Origin of the sequence: Fictibacillus tiangongensis, from assembly GCF_048083785.1 — a bacterium.
Lineage (GTDB): Bacteria > Bacillota > Bacilli > Bacillales > Fictibacillaceae > Fictibacillus.
The window spans coordinates 3,134,991-3,154,921 of record NZ_CP182294.1 but is presented as its reverse complement, the minus strand read 5'-3'; the positions used below and the strand labels follow the sequence as shown (position 1 = coordinate 3,154,921).

Below are 19,931 nucleotides of genomic sequence, written 5' to 3'. Positions count from 1 at the left end.
TTATACAGTCCTATAATGAACCATAACTTATTTAAGGAGTGATGGAATGAGAGCAGGAATTATTGGTGTAACCGGATATGGTGGGATGGAACTATTCCGGCTGCTATCTGCACATACGGAGATTACCGAAGTTGTTCTCTATTCATCCTCTAGAGCAGGTAATGAGCTTTCAGAAGAAATTCAGCATCTGTCTCATGTTCATGATCAGAAGCTAAGGTCACTGAAACAACTGCCAACCGATGGCTTAAATATCGTATTTTCCTCCGCACCGAGCGGCGTCTCATCAGAGCTTCTCCCTTCGCTAGTCGATGAAAACTTGAGAATCATTGATCTAGCAGGAGATTTTCGTTTGAAAGACGCTGACACCTATCGAGCGTGGTACAAAAAAGAACCACCTCCACAATCACTCGTGAATGAAGCGGTATACGGATTAACAGAATGGAAGAGAGAAGAGGTACGAAACGGGAAGCTGATCGCGAACCCAGGATGTTATCCGACCGCAGCTCTCATAGGTGTTCTCCCGTTACTAAAAGAAAACGTGATCAATCCATCTTCACTTGTGATTGATGCAAAGAGCGGGATCTCAGGAGCGGGTGCCACTCCGGGCAAAGGAACGCATTTTACACAAGTAAATGATAGCCTCGGTATCTACAAAATCAATCAACATCAGCACATTCCAGAGATCGAGCAAACGATACAGTCGTGTACGGATACTGAAACAAAAATTACATTCAATACACATCTCGTTCCAATGACAAGGGGCATCATGACTACGATGTATGCACAACTCACAGACCCCGTTACCTCAAGATCTGTAAAAGAAATCTATGAATCTTATTACGGCAGTGAGTACTTCGTCAGAGTTCATAGGGAAAAAGCCAATCTATTTACTAAGCAAGTATACGGGTCGAATTTTTGTGATGTAACGTTTGCCGTCGATGAGCGGACAAATCGAATCACAGTGATCTCTTGTATTGACAATCTATTAAAAGGAGCGGCAGGTCAAGCGGTTCAAAATATGAATGTAATGTTCGGAATGGATGAAACGAAGGGATTAAAAGCTTCACCAATGTTCCCTTAACTAGAGGAGGCAAGATAGATGCAGGCAACAAAAGCGGCTATTCAGAAGATTACAGGTATTAACATCGCTACGCCAAGAGGATTCTACGCAAGTGGAATTCATTGTGGAGTGAAACATAAAAAGCTCGACTTAGGGTTGTTGTATAGTATTACTCCGGCAAACGCAGCAGGTGTTTATACAACGAACCAAGTACAGGCTGCTCCGCTAAAAGTTACTCAGAATAGCATCTCTCAAGAAGGGAAGCTTCAAGCGATCATCGTGAACTCTGGTAATGCAAATGCTTGTACAGGAAAAAAAGGCTTAAAAGATGCTGAGCACATGCAGAGGCAGACCGCTGAAAAGCTGGATATCCCTTCGCACTATGTTGGAGTTGCCTCAACAGGGGTAATCGGTGAACATCTGCCGATGGATAAAATATCAACGGGTATTGAAAACTTAGTGCTAGATTCTGAGTTGAAAGGCTCGATCGACTTTTCTCAATCCATTTTAACGACAGATACTGTCTCCAAGAATACAGCTTACTCGCTAAAGATTAATAATAAAATCATTACGATAGCAGGTACGGCGAAAGGATCAGGAATGATACATCCTAATATGGCTACGATGCTAGGTTTCATCACGACAGATGCAGCTGTCCAACAAGACGATCTCCATGATGCTTTGTCTTTTGCCGTGGAACGTACGTTTAACTGTATTACCGTGGACGGTGATACATCGACGAACGACATGGTACTCATGCTCGCAAACGGAATGGGTGAGAATGAAGAGTTGAACAAAGATCACCCTGAATGGCAACTATTTTTAGATGCACTCGTACTCGTTTGTGAAGATTTAGGCAAACTTATTGCAAAGGATGGGGAAGGCGCGAGCAAGCTGATCGAGGTTCATGTTAATGGCGCAGCATCCGATAAAGAGGCGAGAATCATAGCAAAAACTGTAGTGGGCTCTCCGTTAGTGAAGACCGCTGTATTTGGTTGCGATGCCAACTGGGGCCGAATTCTTGCTGCAGCTGGATATAGTGGAGTTTCGTTTAATCCCGACGCCGTAAAAATACAGATCGGCGAACATGAAGTTGTAGTAGATGGAGAACCGGTTCTATTTTCGGAAGAGAAAATTCGTACTTACTTAAAATGCCACGAGATTCATATCTCGGTTGAACTATCTGAAGGTTTAGGAAGTGGAAGAGCTTGGGGATGTGATCTTACGTATGATTATGTTCAGATAAATGCAAGTTACCGTACTTAAAAGGAGGCGAGAGTTGTGTTTCATGTTATGAAAATCGGAGGAAGTACGCTAGCTAACTTACAGGCTGCTTTTTTTGAAGCTCTTAAAAATAGGATTCAACAAGGGGAAAAGATCGTGATTGTTCACGGAGGAGGGCCGGAAATTAATAAAAAGCTGTCAGAGTCCGGGTTGCCGTTAGAAATGAAGAATGGCATTCGAGTAACAAGCACAGAATCTCTTTCCTGTGTGAAGACGGCGTTAAAGGACATTACCAATGCAAACCTAGTAGAGAGATTAAATAAAGAAGGCATATCAGCTCAAGGACTTTCTGGAGCAGAGGATAACTTACTCATTTGTGATTTTTTAGATAAAGAGAATTATGGCTGGGTTGGAAACGTTCAGCAAGTAAATACAGAGATTATCCAAACCGTGTTAGATGATGGCAAAATTCCAGTCATAGCATCTTTAGGTGTAACAGAATCCGGAGAAACAGTTAATATTAACGCAGACACAGCAGCAGGAGAAACTGCAGCTGCACTATCCGCCGAAACAATCTGTTTTGTTACAGATACCCCTGGTGTTTCCGTGAATGGAGAGTGGAAGGAATGCTTAACGATCACTGACATTTTAACCAGTATTGTTGAAGGACACATTAGCGGTGGCATGGTACCGAAGGTTGAAGCAGCTATTAAATGTCTGGACCTAAACATCAAGCAAGTACGAATCACCGATCAAACTCTGTCTGGTACAGAGTTGCTGAAGGAGGTACTGATCACATGAGTGCACTTTTTCCAACCTATAAAAGAAAACAGATACAACTTCAAAAAGGAAACGGAACGTATGTATATGACCAAAACAATAAAAAGTATCTTGATTTCACGAGCGGAATAGCTGTAACAAGTCTAGGACATTGTCATCCTGAAGTGGTTGCAGCTCTCCATAAGCAAAGCGATTGCATCTGGCATACTTCCAATCTCTTTGAGATCCAACAGCAAGAGCTGCTTGCAGAGACTCTTGTGAAGCACACACATTTGGATCTAGCTTTCTTTTGCAATAGTGGAGCTGAAGCGAACGAAGCTGCGATCAAGCTGACTAAGAAATTCACAAAGAAAAATAAGATCATCACGTTTAACGACTCATTTCACGGTCGAACATTCGGTTCCATGTCGGCGACTGGTCAACAAAAGATAAAAGAAGGGTATGGACCGCTCGTATCTACATTTCTACACCTGCCCTGGAACGATATTGATCAATTGAAGAAACAGGCAGACAACGACACAGCTGCGATCATGATGGAAGTCATCCAAGGAGAAGGCGGTATCAAAATCGCTAACCTAGATTTTTATAAACAAGTGCAAGAGATCTGTGAGAAAAACGATATTTTATTAATCATAGATGAAGTCCAAACGGGTATCGGCAGAACAGGAAGGAGATATGCGTATGAACACTTCGGATTAGACCCTGATATCGTTACCCTAGCCAAGGGATTAGGAAATGGTTTTCCGATCGGGGCTATGATAGGTAAAAGAAAACTAGCTGAAGCGTTCGGACCAGGAAGTCATGGAACAACGTTTGGTGGTAATCCCCTCGCAAGTGCAGTCAGCCAGAGTGTTTTGAATATTATCTTCAACGACGAATTCTTAAACGAGGTTGCTAGAAAAGGAAAGAACTTTAAAGAGCAATTAGAGAATCAGTTAATAAAACTTCCTTCCGTTTATGAAGTAAGAGGAGAAGGATTATTGATAGGTATTGAGTGTGAGGAAGCTAGCGTATTAATAGCCAACTTAGAAGAAAAAGGCTTATTAACTGTACCTGCAGGGAAGCATGTTATTCGATTATTACCACCGTTGAACGTTACGGATGAAGAACTAACATCAGCATTAAACACGATTTTAGCAGTGTTTAATAACAAATATGAAAAAGTGACGTAAAAAAGAAATTAGATATTTTTTTTGCTACGTATGAATAAAAATACATTAAACTATATGTTTTATACAAGGAGTGGAACTTAACATGAAAGGCTGTATAACGCTATCTAACGGTCATACATTTGATGGTGACTGGATTAGTGACAACCAATATGGTTCAGGTGAAGTTGTATTTTATACAGGAATGACTGGATACGAGCAAGTATTAACAGATCCTTCTTATCAAGGTCAGATCGTCGTGTTTTCTTATCCCTTTATCGGAAATTATGGATTTGATCCTAAGAGTATGGAATCTCAAAAGATTCAAGTGGCAGGAGTCGTGATGGCAGAGTGCTTTGGATTTGCTGCAAAAGATGGGCGTCAATCGATCGTTGACTTGCTAAACGTCCACCAAATCCCAGCGTTAACGAATGTGGATACTAGATCTCTTATTCAACAAATTCGAATACAAGGATCATTGCCTGCCGTGATGCACGTACCAGACATCTTCCCAGATTCTTTTAAATTAGAAGAATATTGGCCAGCGACATCTATTAAAAAGACAGGTTCAGGAGAGACGCACATTGTCTTGATCGATTTTGGATATAAAAAGTCCATCGCTGATGCTCTTGTTAATGAAGGATGCAGCGTAACAATTGTTCCGTTCGATCAAGAGATTGGCGAAATCGAAAAACTAAATCCAGATGGTCTTGTTTTTTCAAACGGTTCTGGTGATCCTATGAGATTCTCTAACTATTTTCATCGATACAAGAATCTAGCGATGCGCTATCCCACATTAGGCATCTGTCTCGGTCATCAGATTCTTGCTTTAGCGTTCGGTGGTGAGACGCGAAAGCTGAAATTTGGTCACAGAGGTGCGAATCAGCCAGTTATGAACTTGAAGACAGGGAAAGTATCGATGAGTTCTCAAAACCACAGCTATGTGGTCCAAAAAGAAAGTTTAGCACAAACAGGGTTCGATATTTGGTTTGAGAATGTGAACGATGGAAGTGTCGAGGGATTGTGGCATCGTTCATTCAATATTGCGAGTGTACAATTCCATCCTGAAGCAGCACCTGGACCAAACGAGCACAAAGAAATCTTTGAAAATTTTATTAAGGATGTACAACATACAGAGAAGGTGAGAAGTTATGCCTAAACAACAAGACATCAAAAAAGTGCTCGTGATCGGATCAGGACCGATCGTGATCGGGCAGGCAGCAGAATTTGACTATTCCGGAACACAAGCTTGTAAAGCATTAAAAGAAGAAGGGATAGAAGTGGTCCTGATCAACAACAATCCTGCTACGATCATGACTGACAACACGTTTGCAGACGTTATATACTTTGAACCCCTAACAGCAGAATATGCTGAACAAATTATTCAAAAAGAAAAACCTGACGGACTACTAGCAACAGTTGGTGGTCAAACAGGACTTAACTTGGCGATGGACCTTCATGAAAAGGGAATCTTAAAAAAGTATGAGGTTCAGCTTCTAGGTACGGATATTAACTCGATACAAAAAGCAGAGGACCGAGATCTGTTTCGCTCATTGATGAAGCATCTTGGAGAACCTGTACCAGAAAGTGAGATTGTCACTTCAATAGATGAAGCGGTCCATTTTGCCGAAGAGACTGGTTACCCCGTGATTGTTAGACCAGCATATACACTTGGAGGTTTTGGGGGAGGAATTGCTTCAACGAAAGAGAAACTGGCGACTTTGGTCAAACAAGGTCTATCGGCAAGTCCGATCAATCAATGTTTGATCGAAAAGAGTATCGCAGGCTACAAAGAGGTTGAGTATGAAGTGATGCGTGACAAGAACGGAACATGCATCACGGTTTGCAACATGGAAAACGTTGATCCTGTGGGTATTCATACAGGTGATTCTGTAGTAGTAGCTCCTAGTCAGACGTTAACAGATGATGAATACCAGTCATTAAGAAAGGCGTCATTGACCATCATCTCGGCGCTTGAAATCGTGGGAGGATGTAATATCCAGTTCGCGCTTCACCCAGATAACTCACAGTATTATTTGATCGAAGTGAATCCGCGTGTGAGCAGGTCTTCTGCTTTAGCTTCAAAAGCGACCGGATATCCGATCGCAAAGATTGCTGCTAAACTTGCACTAGGATATAACCTGCATGAATTGAAGAATCCAGTAACCGGAACGACCTTTGCGAGTTTCGAGCCAGCTTTAGATTATGTAGCTGTAAAAATGCCAAGATGGCCGTTTGATAAGTTTCCTCATGCAGACCGAAAACTCGGAACTCAGATGAAAGCAACTGGTGAAGTGATGGCGTTAGAGAGAAACATGGCTTCTGCTTTTCAAAAGGCTATTCGTTCTCTTGAACTTAAAACGAACGGCATATATTTAAAAGAACTATCTGTTCTAGATGAGGATACACTCATAGACCTCGCTGTTTCAGCAGATGATCGCCGCTTTTTCGTTGTGATGGAATTATTGCAAAGAGGAATAACTACAGACAGAATTCAGGAATTAACAAAGATCACACCTTACTTTTTATCTATTTTTCAAGAGTTGGTCTCTATGGATAAAATGCTGCAAAATGCGAATCTGGAAAATATAGAAAAACAACAGCTTCAACGGGCTAAAAAGGTTGGTTTTACAGATCGATATCTATCAGAAATCTGGTCTGTATCAGAAATAGAGGTACGAAATAAAAGAGTAGAATGGGCCATCACACCATCGTACAAGATGGTGGATACGTGCGCAGCTGAGTTTGAAGCAAAAACGACGTATTTTTATTCCAGTTGGAGCGGAAAAAGCGACAGAATTCCTGACACGAAGAAGAAGGTTGCCGTTATCGGGTCTGGCCCTATTCGTATCGGGCAAGGTGTTGAATTTGATTATTGCTGCGTGCACAGTGCTATCACTCTTCGTGAATGTGGATATGAAGCGATACTGATCAACAATAATCCCGAGACAGTAAGCACGGATTATGAAGTATCTGACTCTCTCTACTTTGAGCCTCTAACTTTTGAAGACATCAATCATGTTTTGGAGTTTGAAGGCATTTCAGATGTCATTCTGCAATTTGGCGGCCAAACTTCTATCAATTTGGCTAAGAAGTTAGAAGAGGCAGGGTATTCTGTTCTTGGAAGTCCTGCAGACACGGTAGATCAAATGGAAGACAGAGATCTCTTTTATCAATTTTTAGATACATTAAATATTCCTAAAGTTCCAGGATTCTCGGCAATGAGCGAAAAAGAAGTTAAACAATATGCAAACCGACTAGGGTTTCCAATCCTCCTGCGTCCTTCATACGTGATTGGTGGTAGCGGGATGAAGGTGCTTTATTCTGAAAGCGAACTGACCAATTATTTGAATCATGAACAAATAAATTATCCCGTTTTGATCGATACATTCTTAGAAGGAACAGAAGCGGAAGTAGACGTTCTAAGTGATGGTACCGATGTATTCATTCCTGGTATTTTTGAACATTTAGAAGGAACCGGGGTTCATTCAGGAGATAGCCTGACTGTTACGCCGCCGCAATCTTTATCAGACCATGTGATCGATCAGATAACGACTTACTCAAAAAAAATCGCACTCAACTTATCATATAAAGGATTATTCAATGTTCAATTTGCCATAAATAATGACAGTGTGTATGTCATTGAAGTAAATCCAAGAGCATCTCGAACAGCACCGATCATGAGCAAAATCACAAATGTAAATCTTGTCCAGAAAGCAACACAATTGCTTTTAGGGCACTCACTACAATCATTAAACATTGAAAATGAGCATAATGGCCAACCAGAAATTACAGTGAAAGCACCTGTTTTCTCCACCATAAAACTGCCTGGTGTCACTCCGGTGTTAAGTCCGATGATGCTATCCACAGGTGAAGTGATTGGAAGTGATTCCGATTTTCATGGAGCTTTAGTAAAAGCTTTAAAAGGCTCAAGCCTTCAATTAGCAGATCTCTGGAATCATCAAGGAAGTATTTTTGTGGAAGGAACTCTCGCTGAAGCTGCTTCAAAAGCCTGGAAGGAATGTGGATATTCCGTACTAACTGCAAATGATCTGACATTTGATGAGTGGTTAAAAAGAGATAACAAAGCGATATATATAAACTTTTCAAATGATAGCGAAAGCCAGAATGCTAAACGTGCTGTTCTAGAAAGAGTGCATGTGCTTACAAGAAAAGAAACATCTAACGCATATTTAGATGCCATACGCACCTCGAATAAAATGAGAAAGGAAGTGCTGATCTGATGTCTATCGTACACCCTCTTCGCCAAACGGAAACTCAGAAAGATTTTCTAACGCTGATGGATTATTCTACATCTGAAATTATCGATTTATTGAACCTTGCAAAAGACTTAAAAAAACAAGGACCATCTGTGCCACCTTTGTTAAAAGGAAAGATACTAGGGATGATCTTCGAAAAATCCTCGACTCGTACGCGCGTTTCCTTCGAGGCTGCTATGCTGCAGCTCGGCGGTCATGCTATCCATCTGTCCACTCGTGATATTCAGATGGGCAGAGGAGAATCAATCTCTGATACTGCGAAAGTTTTGTCCGGTTATCTAGATGCGCTGATGATCCGCACGTTTCATCAATCCACAGTTGAAGAGCTTGCAGAGAGCGGATCAATTCCTGTAATCAACGGGCTTACGGACGATTTTCATCCGTGCCAAGTACTAGCAGATCTTCTTACGATCTTAGAATATAAAGGATCATTCAAAGGGAAGAAGCTAGCGTATATCGGTGACGGGAATAATGTGGCACATTCATTAATGATTGGAGCTGCAAAAGTGGGGATGGATTGCACCATTATTTGCCCTAAGAACTACGAACCAAAGGAAAAGATTGTTTCTTATGCAAAAGAAGTTGCGAAACAACACGGAACTGTTGTCGAAGTAACTCATGATCCGATTGAAGGTGTTAAAAATAGCGATGTGATTTACACAGATGTTTGGGCGAGTATGGGGCAAGAAGCGGAGGCAGAGGTACGTTTGGAACATTTTAAAGGTTATCAAGTGAACCGAGAGCTTGTGTCACATGCGAAGAGTGATTATATCTTTATGCATTGTTTGCCTGCGCATCGAGAAGAAGAGGTGACGGCGGAGATTATTGATGGTCCTCACTCTGTTGTTTTTCACGAGGCAGAGAACCGTCTTCACGCTCAAAAAGCATTGCTTGTTCGTTTGATGTGTTAACAAACAAAGATTAATTAGCCTATTCTTTGTTGTATTGAGGAGGAGTTGATTTCCGTTTCAGGTTGCTCGCTTTCCGGGGGGCGTGCGGTGAGCCTTCTAGCGCTCTGCGCTTTTAGAAGTCTCACCTGTCCCGCTGATCCCCCAGGAGTCTCGCACCTTACACTCCAATCAACTCGTCATTGAAGCTTCTTAAAGAACTCTGAGAAGCAACAATGTTTAGCAAATAGTCATAAATAATATTTGCGAGGAGGCTATACCATAACTATTCTGGCTATGCTTTCATAAAACAATTAAAAACTGCAAGCAAAAAAAAAGCCGCTCTTGATTGAGCGGCTTCTTGCGTTTTATTAAAATACTTGTTCTAATTCAACAACACCTGGAACTTCTTCAAGAAGTGCACGTTCGATACCTGCTTTTAGTGTGATTGTTGAACTTGGGCAGCTACCACACGCTCCCATTAGGCGTACTTTTACTACACCTTCTTCAATATCCACTAATTCCACGTCTCCTCCATCACGAAGAAGGAATGGGCGTAATTTATCAAGAACTTCTTCAACTTGTTCACGCATCTCTAAGTTTTGAGTTTCAGCCATAATAATCAAGGCCCCTTTCTTAAAAAGAACTTACTTCTAGTATACGGGATATGGAATAAAAAATCCATGAGCAAGCATCATGATATTTGCTCCTTTTTCTTTTATGAAAAATAAGGTATGATGAAAGCAAATAAGCGCATACATTGAGGTGATTCTTCATGAGTAACTCATTTAATATTAAAGTATATGGAGCTGAACAAAAATGTGCCAGCTGTGTTCATCTTCCTTCAGCAAAAGAAACAGCTGAATGGCTAGAGGCAGCAATCTCAAGAAAATTTCCGAACTTGGTGTTTCATGTTCTTTATATAGACATGGAAAATACGGAAAATGAGATCGATCAGGCATTTTCAGAAAGAATTATAGAAGAAGACCTTTTTTATCCTGTCGTGGTGATTGATGGAGAGGTAGTAGCAGAAGGTAATCCGAATTTAAAAACAATCTATGCAATTATAGAACAGAATGGCTATGGCGCTGTAAGTTAAGCGCCTATTTTTTATATTTTGGGTTTGTACACACGCCTTGTACTTCTCTTAAGAATAAGATGTATAGAGAAAAAAGGAGGCAAATTGTATTGTTGAACCCTTTAAAAGGTAAAAGTCATAAAGATGAGTCTTCCTCATTTGCAGGACATCATCACCATCATTATCATGATCTTTGTCTCAAGTATATGGGGCAGAAGGTTACGATCGAACTAAATGATGGGAATGTATATCACGGTCAATTGCATAGCTATGATCAAGATAATATGTATATGATCATGCCAGGTGAGAAAGCTGATCGAAATAGCCGTATCATTTTTGTCGGGCCGTTTTTTCCAGGCTTCGGAGTATTTGGTTTCCCGTTTTACCGAATTCGTCGATTCCGTCCTTATTATTGGTAAAATACAGAAAAATCCCCATGCAGCTTTGCATGGGGATTTTCTTATACTTGATATTTATATAACCAAAGAATTCCTGATTTTAATAAACGCGGAACTCTTCCAATAAGAGCAGTACTACCCATCGTACCAAATCCGCTCTTCTTACCAAGAGATCCCATAACACCTTTTAGTTTAATCTCGTTCATCTCAGGAAGAGGCTGCTCATTCCAACGAGCTAAAAGAACTTGTGAGATCTGTTCGGCTTGCTCCTCTGCTAATTGTGCACTTGGTGCATAAGGGAGGCTCGCGCAATCACCAACCACATAAACATGCTCTTCAGTTGGAAGATGATGATGTTCAGTTAGAACAACACGTCCTTGACTGTCTTTTTCAACATCCAAATCACGAACGATTCGGCTCGGCTGTATTCCTGCCGTCCAAACGATAGCATCACACTCTACCTTTTCGTCATGATTATAAAGAGCACCTTCTTCAACCTTTGTTACATTGGAATTATTGATGACTTCAACACCGTGTTCAACAAACCAGTTTTGTACATAATTGCTTAGTCTCTTTTTATAAGCAGAAAGAATCATATCTCCACGGTCAAAGAGTTTAATCGTAAGATCCGGACGGCTCTCACGAAGTTCAGATGCTAACTCTACACCCGATAGACCGGCACCAACTACTGCAACAACCGCATTAGCATGCAAGTTATTTAGAATTTGATACGTTTGACGAGACTTATCAATGGTCTGGATGCTAAGCGTAAATTGGTCAGCACCAGGGACATTATGATATTTGTCTTCACAGCCTAGACCGATAACCAGATCATCATAAGAAACCGCATCTTGGTCTTTTAATAGAACTTTCTTTTCTTTTACATCAATTGAAGTAACTTCGCCATATTTAATATTCAGACGTGGGTGGTCTGGAAAAGTTACACGAACATGATGGTCAGATATCGTACCTGCAGCAAGTGCGTAATATTCAGTCTTCAAACAATGATAAGGCACACGATCAATAAGCGTAAGCTGAATGTTTTCAGGGAGGTCTGAGGAATTAAGAAGTCTCTTTAGAACACGCATATTTCCATATCCTCCGCCAAGTAAAACGAGGTGTTTCATTTGTCATTTCCCCTTTTCTTTCAAGACAATTCTTATCTGTTTTTAGAATGGTTTATATAAGTAAATAACCTTAACTCGAAATAAGTAAACGATTACACGTTTTTGACATGTTTAAGTATAGCACTTTGCAACAATTTCACAACTCTTTTATAGAAAATACATAGGAAGAATGAGTGTTTACATTGACTACAACTATAGAAACCGTTAGGATGGATTCATCAAGAGGTGAAGAATTAAATGAGACCGATTATAGAGTTTTGTGTAAGTAATTTAGCGAGTGGTGCACAAAAAGCGCTCGAAGAACTTGAGAAAGACTATGATCTCGACGTAATCGAGTATGGGTGTCTAGGCTATTGTGGACATTGTGCCAAATCGTTGTTTGCTCTCGTAAATGGAGAAATTGTTCACGGAGAAACCTCAGATGAACTTGTTAAAAATATATACACTCATATAGAAGAAAACGGAATGTTTTAAGAGGCAGCTATTCAAAAAATGGATAGCTGCTTTTTTCATGGATAAGGACTCTACGATTGGGAAAAATATCTAGCATATAATTTTTTAAAAACGATTGCATTTTTGTCGAAATTTGTTACATTAGAAAAGGGTCAGTCATTGGATGTCTGACAACTAACGTGCTAATAGTAAGCGTTTTCTTCCAAATTACAAAAGGGGTGTACGAATATGCAAATTTTATGGGGATTAGGTGGTATGCTCGTTCTTCTTGTAATCGCATTCTTACTTTCTCAAAATAAGAAAGCGATTAACTGGAGAACGGTAATTGGTGCACTAGCAATTCAAGTTGCTTTTGCGTTGATCGTTCTTAAATGGGATGCTGGAAAACAAGCGTTGCAAGGTGTCTCACAAAAAGTTTCAAACGTTGTAGCTTACGCGAACGAAGGGATTACTTTCTTGTTTGGAAGTATGATTCCTGCAGAAGGAAAAGGGTTTATCTTTGCGTTTCAAGTTTTAACCGTTATCATTTTCTTCTCTTCTCTAATTTCAGTTCTTTACTATCTAGGTATCATGCAATGGGTGGTAAGAATCTTAGGAGGAGCTTTATCTAAGCTATTAAAAACAAGTAAAGCAGAATCAATGAGTGCTACTGCAAATATTTTCTTAGGCCAAACAGAAGCACCTCTAGTGATTCGTCCATATATGAACCGTCTTACTCAATCTGAACTTTTTGCTGTAATGGTAGGTGGACTAGCATCCGTAGCAGGTTCTGTATTGATTGGTTATTATCTGTTAGGTGTACCGTTAGAATACTTGATCGCAGCAAGCTTTATGTGTGCTCCTGCAGGACTTGCGATCGCTAAGATCATTGTTCCTGAAACAGAAGAGCCTGAAACTATGGGTGAGATCAAATTAGAACGTGACAAAGATACAGTAAACGTTATCGATGCAGCAGCAAAAGGTGCTGGAGATGGTCTTCAAATCGCACTTAACGTTGGAGCGATGTTACTTGCTTTCATCGCACTTATCGCTTTAGTTAACGGTATCCTTGGTGGAATCGGTGGATGGTTCGGTTATGAGATCACTCTTCAACAAATTCTAGGGTATATTTTCGCTCCAATCGCATTTGTTATTGGTGTACCTTGGGAAGAAGCGGTTAAAGCTGGTACGTTTATCGGTCAAAAGATCGTTTTGAACGAGTTCGTAGCTTACTCATCATTCGCACCTCAAATTCCAGACTTAATGCCGAAAACGGTAGCGGTTGTAAGTTTCGCACTATGTGGTTTCGCGAACCTTTCATCGATTGCAATCCTTTTAGGTGGTCTTGGAGCAATGGCACCTAGCCGTCGTCCAGACATCGCAAGACTTGGAATGCGTGCTGTAATCGCAGCTACAATTGCTAACTTACTAAGCGGTGCAATCGCTGGTATGTTCATTCTTTAAGAATCATTTTAAGATGCTCAAGCTGATGCTTGAGCATCTTTTTTGATAGGAGCTGTTTTTGAGCGTAATCTGAAGAATACCGACGAGGGTATGTTCATCTATAATTAAGTCTTAATGAACAAGATTAGGTTGAAATGAGTGTTAATTAAGCCGTAACGACGCTCAATTAAGTCGAAATTCTTAAATAAAGGCATTTCGTTAAATTTCGACAACCGATTTGACATCCTGACAACCGTTATACCCCTATGGTGAACAATAAAAAAACCGCAGTGGGAATTCCCAACTGCGGTTTAATCTATTTAAGCCTGCTGAGCGATCTGTTTCATCACCCATGGCTGCATTCGGTTGTATAATGCTACGAATAACAGTGTAATGATCGTACCTTTTATCAAGTTAAACGGTGTTATACCTTTTAATATAAGATCAAGCATCATCTGGCTAGACATCGGATCAGCACCAAGGAACCACGTATAAGCTGGTAAGATGATCAGGTAGTTGAGCAGTCCCATCATAAATGTCATCAAAACCGTTCCTAAGATCAAGCCCGTTGAAAGACGTTTAACCGTATGCTTTTTGCGGAATAAGTAGGATACTGGAAGAATGAAAAGAATTCCGGCCACAAAGTTTGCAATTTGACCAACGGGAACACCTGTAAAACTTCCCACAATTCCGTAATGAAGTACATTTTTTATAGCCTCAACCATTATTCCTGCTGCTGGTCCGAAAATGATGGCAGCTAGCAGTGCAGGCACCTCACTAAAATCAATTTTTAGAAATGGAGGCAGTCCTGGAAACGGAAAGTCGAGCATCATCAGTACATATGCAATTGTACTGAGCATCGATACCGCTACCATTTGTTTAATTTTTCCCTTTTGCATTGAAATCTCTCCTCTTTTGTGTTGCGCCATCTCATGATTTCGAATGCAGCACAGCCTGTTTTACACAAAAAAACCTTAGTCGATAAAGAACGGACTAAGGGAGTTTGTATGATAAACAGCATGTAAAAGAAGCATTTACAGAAATGGTAAAATGCGCACTTAAACAAAGGCTCATGTAAATGAACCGCTGTACCAACATCTTCTCCCATCCAGACTATACTGTCGGCTCTGGAGTTACACCAGATCAGCAATGTGGTGACATCGATATGATGTCTAGCCTAAACGGTTGTTTCGGCATTTCCACATCGCTCACGGGCTGATGAAGAGGGAATCTTCAAATACCGCCGGTCGGGAATTTCACCCTGCCCCGAAGATGGATCGCTATTGTATTTTGTTACATCACCTATTATACTTTAAAAAATGTAAGTTGTGAACGAATATGCAATAACCATACCTTCCAAATAGAGGATGAACCGATATGAAGTTAACATTTGAATATACATGGCCATATGAAAGAATGATGAAAGATATTTATATTTCGGAGTGTCCGTTCTGCCAACAAGACAATGTTTTGACTTCATTTAAAGAAGAACAACTGAGTTTGGCTCAAGAGGGGATCAAGCAGATCCTTATCATGCCTTGCTGCCACGGCAAGTTAACGATACTGAACGCAGACGATGACTATTTTTATACGGACGAAAAACTAAGAGGTCAATCATAAGGAGCAGGGTTAAAGCAATGGATACGTTGAAATTCACAAAGATGCATGGATTAGGCAATAATTACATCTATATAAACATGTTTGAAGAGTCGATTGATGAGGCTGATCTGTCGAGATTAGCAACGGCCGTTTCGAATCCTTACACAGGTATCGGATCAGATGGAATGATACTTATCTGCCCAAGCGAGTTAGCGCCAGTTAAGATGCGAATCTTTAATAACGATGGTTCTGAAGCTAAGAACTGTGGAAACGGACTTCGTTGTGTAGCCAAATATTCATATGAAAACGGCTTAGTTAAAGAAAAAGAATTTCAGATTGAAACACTTGGTGGATTAGTGACTGCTAAAGTAACTACAGATAACAACAACAAAGTATCACTCGTTACGGTTAATATGGGGAATCCGATCCTACAGCCTCAACAAATTCCTGTAACCGGATTCAACCACCTTCACCAGATAGTGAATGAGGAAGTATCTTTTGACGGAACACCTTTAAAACTAACTGCTGTATCAATGGGTAATCCCCATGCGGTGTTCTTTGTCGATAGCATTGAGGAAGCACCCTTACATTCGCTTGGTCCTATAATCGAAAAAGACAGCATGTTTCCTGATTGGGTAAACGCAGAGTTTGTTGAAGTGGTGTCTAACAGTGAAATGCATTTTAGGGTTTGGGAAAGAGGATCAGGTATTACACAAGCATGTGGTACAGGAGCATGTGCAGCCGCTGTAGCCGCTGTTCTAAACAAAAAAGCAATGAGAAATACAGACATTACCGTTCACTTAACAGGCGGTGATCTTATCATTAATTGGAAAGATGATGGAGATGTTTGGATGACCGGTCCAGCTGAAATAATCTGTACGGGTGAATATCATACTAACAGGTAGAGGGTGCAGACGATTAGTTTGCACTTACCAAAAAAAAAAGAAAGCAGAGATGCTTTCTTTTTTTAGTCGTTAACATCAGCCTGCTCACGATGATGGACGATTTTATCAGTATTTTCAATTCCCCATTGAAGCATGGATTTTATAATAGGAATCAGTGTTTCACCAAACGAAGTAAGAGAATATTCCACTTTGGGAGGGACTTGTTTATAAACTTCTCGGTGTATGATGCCGTCACGCTCCAATTCACGTAACTGTAGGGTAAGCATCCTCTGTGTAATTCCAGGTACAAGACGCTTTAGTTCATTAAAACGTATCTCTCCATCGATTAAGTGATACAAAATTACGCTTTTCCACTTACCACCGATAATATCAAGAGTCGCTTCGACTGGACAGGAATAGCCGTGAGATTGCCAATTGGATAAGTCGAATTGCTGTTTACTAGTCATAGAAATGCTCCTTTAGTATAAAAAATGATACTATGACACAAAAATGTGCGTACTTTTCATTTTTGTTATTACTTTTATAATATATGGTGTAGGGTGACAAAACAACTTAATTACATTCATAAATAGTGAAGGAGTGATAAATTTATCATGAATAAAGAAGCTAAAAAACAAGAGATCTTAGAAGCATTCCAGTTTAGACATGCGACAAAGGAATTTGATCCTGGGAAGAAAATTTCAGAAGATGATTTTGCATTTATTTTAGAAACAGGACGTCTTTCACCGAGTTCGTTTGGTTTTGAGCCTTGGCGTTTTGTTGTCATTCAAGACCCAGAGTTACGCGAACAGTTAAAGCCTGTTTCATGGGGAGCACAAAAACAATTACCGACTGCGAGCCACTATGTAGTGATGCTCGCAAGAACTGCAGAAGATATGGTGTACGATTCAGAATACATTGAGCATATAAAAAAAGATGTAAAGAATCTTCCGAAAGAAGCGTATGAAGCGATCAGCGGGTTCTACAAGACATTCTTAGAATCTGACTTTAAGCTTCTTGGAAACGATCGTGCTATGTTCGATTGGGCGGCAAAACAAGTCTATATCGCACTAGGAAACATGATGACAGCAGCTGCACAGATTGGTATTGATTCTTGCCCAATCGAAGGATTTGATCAAGAGAAAGTTCAGGCTATCTTAAAAAAAGAAGGTGTGCTTGAAGACGGAAACTTTGAAGTAGCCGTTATGGCAGGGTTCGGTTATCGAGTAAACGAGCCTCGTCCAAAAGTTCGTCAAAGTATGGACGATGTTGTGAAATGGATTAAGTAATGGACAGAAAAAAGTGGAGGCACACTCGCCTCCACTCTTTTAGTATTTTTGGATGATGTTGTAGAATGTGTCGCGTTCTACAGGCACTTTGTTAGCTGTTTTAATCAAATGAACAAGTTCTTTACGCGTGATACCTGATGATGTTAATGCTCCAACAGCATGAGAGATACGTTCTTCGATCAAGGTTCCGTGAATGTCACTAGAACCGAACGTTAATGCCATTTGAGTTAACTGAACGCCAATGTTGATCCAATACGCTTTGATATGATCAAAATTATCTAGCATGAGTCGGCTGATCGCGATTGTTCTCATGTCATCAAAAGCGGAAGTTCTTCTCATCAACCCCATTGATTGTGTACGAGGCTGCATAGCTAGCGGGATAAATACCATGAATCCGTTGGTTGAATCTTGAAGTTGACGCAAGCGGTCCATATGAATGAGACGTTCTTCTTTCGTCTCAATAGATCCGTACAACATGGTTGCATGTGTTTTTAAGCCTAATCCATGAGCGATTTCGTGTGCTTCTAGCCATTGATCAGTCGATGCTTTGTCTGGGCTCATTTTTAAACGGTAGCGTTCTGTAAGAATTTCAGCCCCACCGCCTGGCATCGTATCAAGACCCGCCTTAATTAATTCTTCTAATACTTCTTTCATTGAAAGTCCAGCAATTCTAGAGAAGAATTCGATCTCAGCACCTGTATACGCTTTAACTGTGACTTGCGGATAATGTTTCTTTAAAGTACGAATCGTATCTAGATAATAATCGAATGGCACTTCATGATTATGACCACCAACGATATGAAACTCTCGAATATTATCGTTCCAGCGTTTTTCAACATAGCTCAACAACTGCTCATCGTTCATTGTATAAGCGCCTTCTTCACCAGGCTTGCGCTTAAATCCACAGAAACTACAAGTGGCTTCACAAACGTTTGTTGGATTGATGTACAAGTTTTCGATAAAGTAAACGTGGTCCCCGTTCTTACGGGTATTTACCTCATTTGCTAAAGAAGCAACGCTCAAAAGATCGCTCGTTTCATAAAGATATAATCCGTCTTCAATAGAAAGGCGCTCACCGTGAGTAACCTTCTCAGCGATTGCCTCCATGCGCGTATCTAGCGTTAATATATTTGCCATTACTAATCCCCCTAATTTTTCAAATGAAATGTTCGGATGATGTACACAATTTTTAAGAGATAGGCATAAAGCGACACTCTCTCTTTACCAAATTTATACGAATACTTATGTATTATGAAGATTCAATACACGTCTTAATTGCATAATCATTATAATCCTATTCAAACTGTACGACAAGGGAAGCTGCTTTTTACAGGTAGGTTGTAAATAAAAAGTTTTGTTTTTTTACGAGCGACTCGTTGTCTAATATATAGAAAAAATGTAAAATAAAAGGAACGGATATGTTCAAAACAAAGAGTGGAGTGACAAAAATGAAAGCCACAATACCAGCCACTAGACTTGAGAAGGTCGAACAATTAGAGGCATTGCGTAATAAAATGATAAAGGCGGCGAACGCGTTAGGTCTGCAGCATCCCATGGTGCTAAATTATAGTAGGAAAATTGATGAGACACATAATAAAATCATGGAGATGCAGCAAACTGATAATTAATGTAAAGCCGATTCCTTGAGGCCTTATTTAAGAGTCGTTATACTATAGATATAGATCCTTATTAGAGGAGTGATCATGATGATCGTTGAAATAACAGAAAGTGCAGCGAGTAGAATTAAAGAGATGCTTGCTGATGAAGAAGATCAAAATCAATTTCTCCGTGTAGCAGTTAAAGGCGGAGGATGTACAGGTCTTTCTTATGGTATGGGTTTTGATAGTGATAAGAGTGACTCAGACCAAGAAGAGATCATTGAAGGAATTCGCGTAGTAGTGGATGAAGAAAGTGCGAAAGTCCTAAAAGGAACGGTTGTTGACTTTAAACAGAACATGATGGGTGGAGGGTTTACGATTACAAACCCGAACGCAATTGCGTCATGCGGCTGTGGCTCATCATTCCGTACAGCAACAAACGCTGGCACACCAGAAGAGTGTTAAACAAAAGAAAAAGTTCCTGCCTTTTAGAAGAAAAGGCGGGAGCTTTTTTTGTTAAAGAATATTAAAGATAAACAATACGCCAAGGATATCTGATAAGACAGCAGCACCAATAAGTAAAAATTTCTTTTGCTTTTGTTGCTCTCTTAAACCAATTGGCATTAGAAAGGTGCCTAGTATAAAGAAAACAATTCCGAGTATTAAGTTAGTCTCCATTATGTAAATCTCCTTAACTAAAAAAG

Annotated in this window: 22 protein-coding genes and 1 riboswitch; of the genes, 16 read left to right on the top strand and 6 right to left on the bottom strand. The window is 40.2% G+C overall.

Going from position 1 to position 19,931, the window contains the following annotated elements:
• Nucleotides 1-46: 46 nt before the first annotated feature.
• From argC to argF, 7 genes are all read left to right on the top strand, one after another.
• Nucleotides 47-1,081 (top strand): N-acetyl-gamma-glutamyl-phosphate reductase, encoded by a 1,035-nt coding sequence (gene argC, locus ACNJYY_RS16860; protein WP_416729400.1) that lies wholly within the window; start codon nt 47-49, stop codon nt 1,079-1,081.
• 18 nt (nt 1,082-1,099) lie between these two features.
• On the top strand, nt 1,100-2,326 hold the full coding sequence (gene argJ / locus ACNJYY_RS16855; RefSeq protein ID WP_416729399.1) for a bifunctional ornithine acetyltransferase/N-acetylglutamate synthase: 1,227 nt from the start codon (nt 1,100-1,102) through the stop codon (nt 2,324-2,326).
• Between the two features lie 15 nt (nt 2,327-2,341).
• Complete coding sequence (gene argB, locus ACNJYY_RS16850; RefSeq protein WP_416729398.1) at nt 2,342-3,085, top strand: acetylglutamate kinase; 744 nt, start codon at nt 2,342-2,344, stop codon at nt 3,083-3,085.
• Entirely contained in the window at nt 3,082-4,236 is a 1,155-nt protein-coding gene (locus ACNJYY_RS16845) for an acetylornithine transaminase (protein WP_416729397.1), read from the top strand. The genes argB and ACNJYY_RS16845 overlap by 4 nt, the downstream gene beginning before the upstream one ends.
• Before the next feature lie 82 nt (nt 4,237-4,318).
• Complete coding sequence (locus tag ACNJYY_RS16840; protein ID WP_416729396.1) at nt 4,319-5,371, top strand: carbamoyl phosphate synthase small subunit; 1,053 nt, start codon at nt 4,319-4,321, stop codon at nt 5,369-5,371.
• A complete protein-coding gene (locus ACNJYY_RS16835) occupies nt 5,364-8,456 on the top strand; it encodes a carbamoyl phosphate synthase large subunit (protein WP_416729395.1) in 3,093 nt (1,030 codons plus the stop codon). The genes ACNJYY_RS16840 and ACNJYY_RS16835 overlap by 8 nt, the downstream gene beginning before the upstream one ends.
• Nucleotides 8,456-9,403 carry an ornithine carbamoyltransferase gene (argF, locus tag ACNJYY_RS16830; RefSeq protein ID WP_416729394.1) on the top strand — a complete coding sequence of 316 codons (948 nt, stop codon included), beginning with the start codon at nt 8,456-8,458 and terminating at the stop codon, nt 9,401-9,403. Before ACNJYY_RS16835 ends, argF begins: the two co-directional genes overlap by 1 nt.
• Before the next feature lie 347 nt (nt 9,404-9,750).
• On the opposite strand, the gene ACNJYY_RS16825 is transcribed toward argF, so the two are convergent.
• Nucleotides 9,751-9,996, bottom strand: a complete 246-nt coding sequence (locus tag ACNJYY_RS16825; RefSeq protein WP_066238880.1) for a NifU family protein — start codon at nt 9,994-9,996, stop codon at nt 9,751-9,753.
• A gap of 158 nt (nt 9,997-10,154) precedes the next feature.
• Between ACNJYY_RS16825 and ACNJYY_RS16820 the strand changes: the two genes are divergently transcribed.
• Nucleotides 10,155-10,478 carry a YuzD family protein gene (locus tag ACNJYY_RS16820; protein WP_416729393.1) on the top strand — a complete coding sequence of 108 codons (324 nt, stop codon included), beginning with the start codon at nt 10,155-10,157 and terminating at the stop codon, nt 10,476-10,478.
• 89 nt (nt 10,479-10,567) lie between these two features.
• Nucleotides 10,568-10,876, top strand: coding sequence for an LSM domain-containing protein (locus tag ACNJYY_RS16815; protein WP_416729392.1), 309 nt, complete (start codon nt 10,568-10,570; stop codon nt 10,874-10,876).
• 41 nt (nt 10,877-10,917) lie between these two features.
• Here ACNJYY_RS16815 and ACNJYY_RS16810 read toward each other — a convergent pair whose 3' ends face one another.
• Nucleotides 10,918-11,982, bottom strand: a complete 1,065-nt coding sequence (locus ACNJYY_RS16810; RefSeq protein ID WP_197265309.1) for an NAD(P)/FAD-dependent oxidoreductase — start codon at nt 11,980-11,982, stop codon at nt 10,918-10,920.
• 237 nt (nt 11,983-12,219) lie between these two features.
• On the opposite strand from ACNJYY_RS16810, the gene ACNJYY_RS16805 reads away from it, so the two are divergent.
• Both ACNJYY_RS16805 and ACNJYY_RS16800 read left to right on the top strand, forming a co-directional pair.
• Nucleotides 12,220-12,456, top strand: a complete 237-nt coding sequence (locus ACNJYY_RS16805) for a YuzB family protein (protein WP_416729391.1) — start codon at nt 12,220-12,222, stop codon at nt 12,454-12,456.
• Nucleotides 12,457-12,663: 207 nt separating this feature from the next.
• Nucleotides 12,664-13,878, top strand: coding sequence for a NupC/NupG family nucleoside CNT transporter (locus tag ACNJYY_RS16800; RefSeq protein ID WP_066397249.1), 1,215 nt, complete (start codon nt 12,664-12,666; stop codon nt 13,876-13,878).
• Nucleotides 13,879-14,177: 299 nt separating this feature from the next.
• Here ACNJYY_RS16800 and ACNJYY_RS16795 read toward each other — a convergent pair whose 3' ends face one another.
• On the bottom strand, nt 14,178-14,756 hold the full coding sequence (locus ACNJYY_RS16795) for an ECF transporter S component (protein ID WP_416729390.1): 579 nt from the start codon (nt 14,754-14,756) through the stop codon (nt 14,178-14,180).
• A gap of 193 nt (nt 14,757-14,949) precedes the next feature.
• A riboswitch (FMN riboswitch) is annotated at nt 14,950-15,135 on the bottom strand.
• A gap of 99 nt (nt 15,136-15,234) precedes the next feature.
• On the opposite strand from ACNJYY_RS16795, the gene ACNJYY_RS16790 reads away from it, so the two are divergent.
• Both ACNJYY_RS16790 and dapF read left to right on the top strand, forming a co-directional pair.
• The gene (locus tag ACNJYY_RS16790) at nt 15,235-15,477 is read left to right on the top strand and encodes a hypothetical protein (RefSeq protein WP_144698338.1); all 243 of its coding nucleotides are present in this window, start codon (nt 15,235-15,237) and stop codon (nt 15,475-15,477) included.
• 17 nt (nt 15,478-15,494) lie between these two features.
• Nucleotides 15,495-16,361 (top strand): diaminopimelate epimerase, encoded by an 867-nt coding sequence (gene dapF, locus ACNJYY_RS16785; RefSeq protein ID WP_416729389.1) that lies wholly within the window; start codon nt 15,495-15,497, stop codon nt 16,359-16,361.
• Nucleotides 16,362-16,423: 62 nt separating this feature from the next.
• Here dapF and ACNJYY_RS16780 read toward each other — a convergent pair whose 3' ends face one another.
• Nucleotides 16,424-16,807, bottom strand: coding sequence for a winged helix-turn-helix transcriptional regulator (locus ACNJYY_RS16780; RefSeq protein ID WP_416729388.1), 384 nt, complete (start codon nt 16,805-16,807; stop codon nt 16,424-16,426).
• 147 nt (nt 16,808-16,954) lie between these two features.
• On the opposite strand from ACNJYY_RS16780, the gene ACNJYY_RS16775 reads away from it, so the two are divergent.
• Nucleotides 16,955-17,629 (top strand): NAD(P)H-dependent oxidoreductase, encoded by a 675-nt coding sequence (locus tag ACNJYY_RS16775; protein ID WP_416729387.1) that lies wholly within the window; start codon nt 16,955-16,957, stop codon nt 17,627-17,629.
• A gap of 39 nt (nt 17,630-17,668) precedes the next feature.
• Here the strand turns inward: ACNJYY_RS16775 and mqnE are convergent, their stop codons facing one another.
• Entirely contained in the window at nt 17,669-18,766 is a 1,098-nt protein-coding gene (gene mqnE, locus ACNJYY_RS16770) for an aminofutalosine synthase MqnE (RefSeq protein WP_416729386.1), read from the bottom strand.
• Nucleotides 18,767-19,077: 311 nt separating this feature from the next.
• Between mqnE and ACNJYY_RS16765 the strand changes: the two genes are divergently transcribed.
• Both ACNJYY_RS16765 and ACNJYY_RS16760 read left to right on the top strand, forming a co-directional pair.
• A complete protein-coding gene (locus ACNJYY_RS16765) occupies nt 19,078-19,257 on the top strand; it encodes an aspartyl-phosphate phosphatase Spo0E family protein (RefSeq protein WP_416729385.1) in 180 nt (59 codons plus the stop codon).
• Between the two features lie 78 nt (nt 19,258-19,335).
• A complete protein-coding gene (locus tag ACNJYY_RS16760) occupies nt 19,336-19,692 on the top strand; it encodes a HesB/IscA family protein (protein ID WP_144703288.1) in 357 nt (118 codons plus the stop codon).
• A gap of 51 nt (nt 19,693-19,743) precedes the next feature.
• Here ACNJYY_RS16760 and ACNJYY_RS16755 read toward each other — a convergent pair whose 3' ends face one another.
• Nucleotides 19,744-19,905, bottom strand: a complete 162-nt coding sequence (locus tag ACNJYY_RS16755) for a hypothetical protein (RefSeq protein WP_416729384.1) — start codon at nt 19,903-19,905, stop codon at nt 19,744-19,746.
• Between the last annotated feature and the right edge of the window lie 26 nt (nt 19,906-19,931).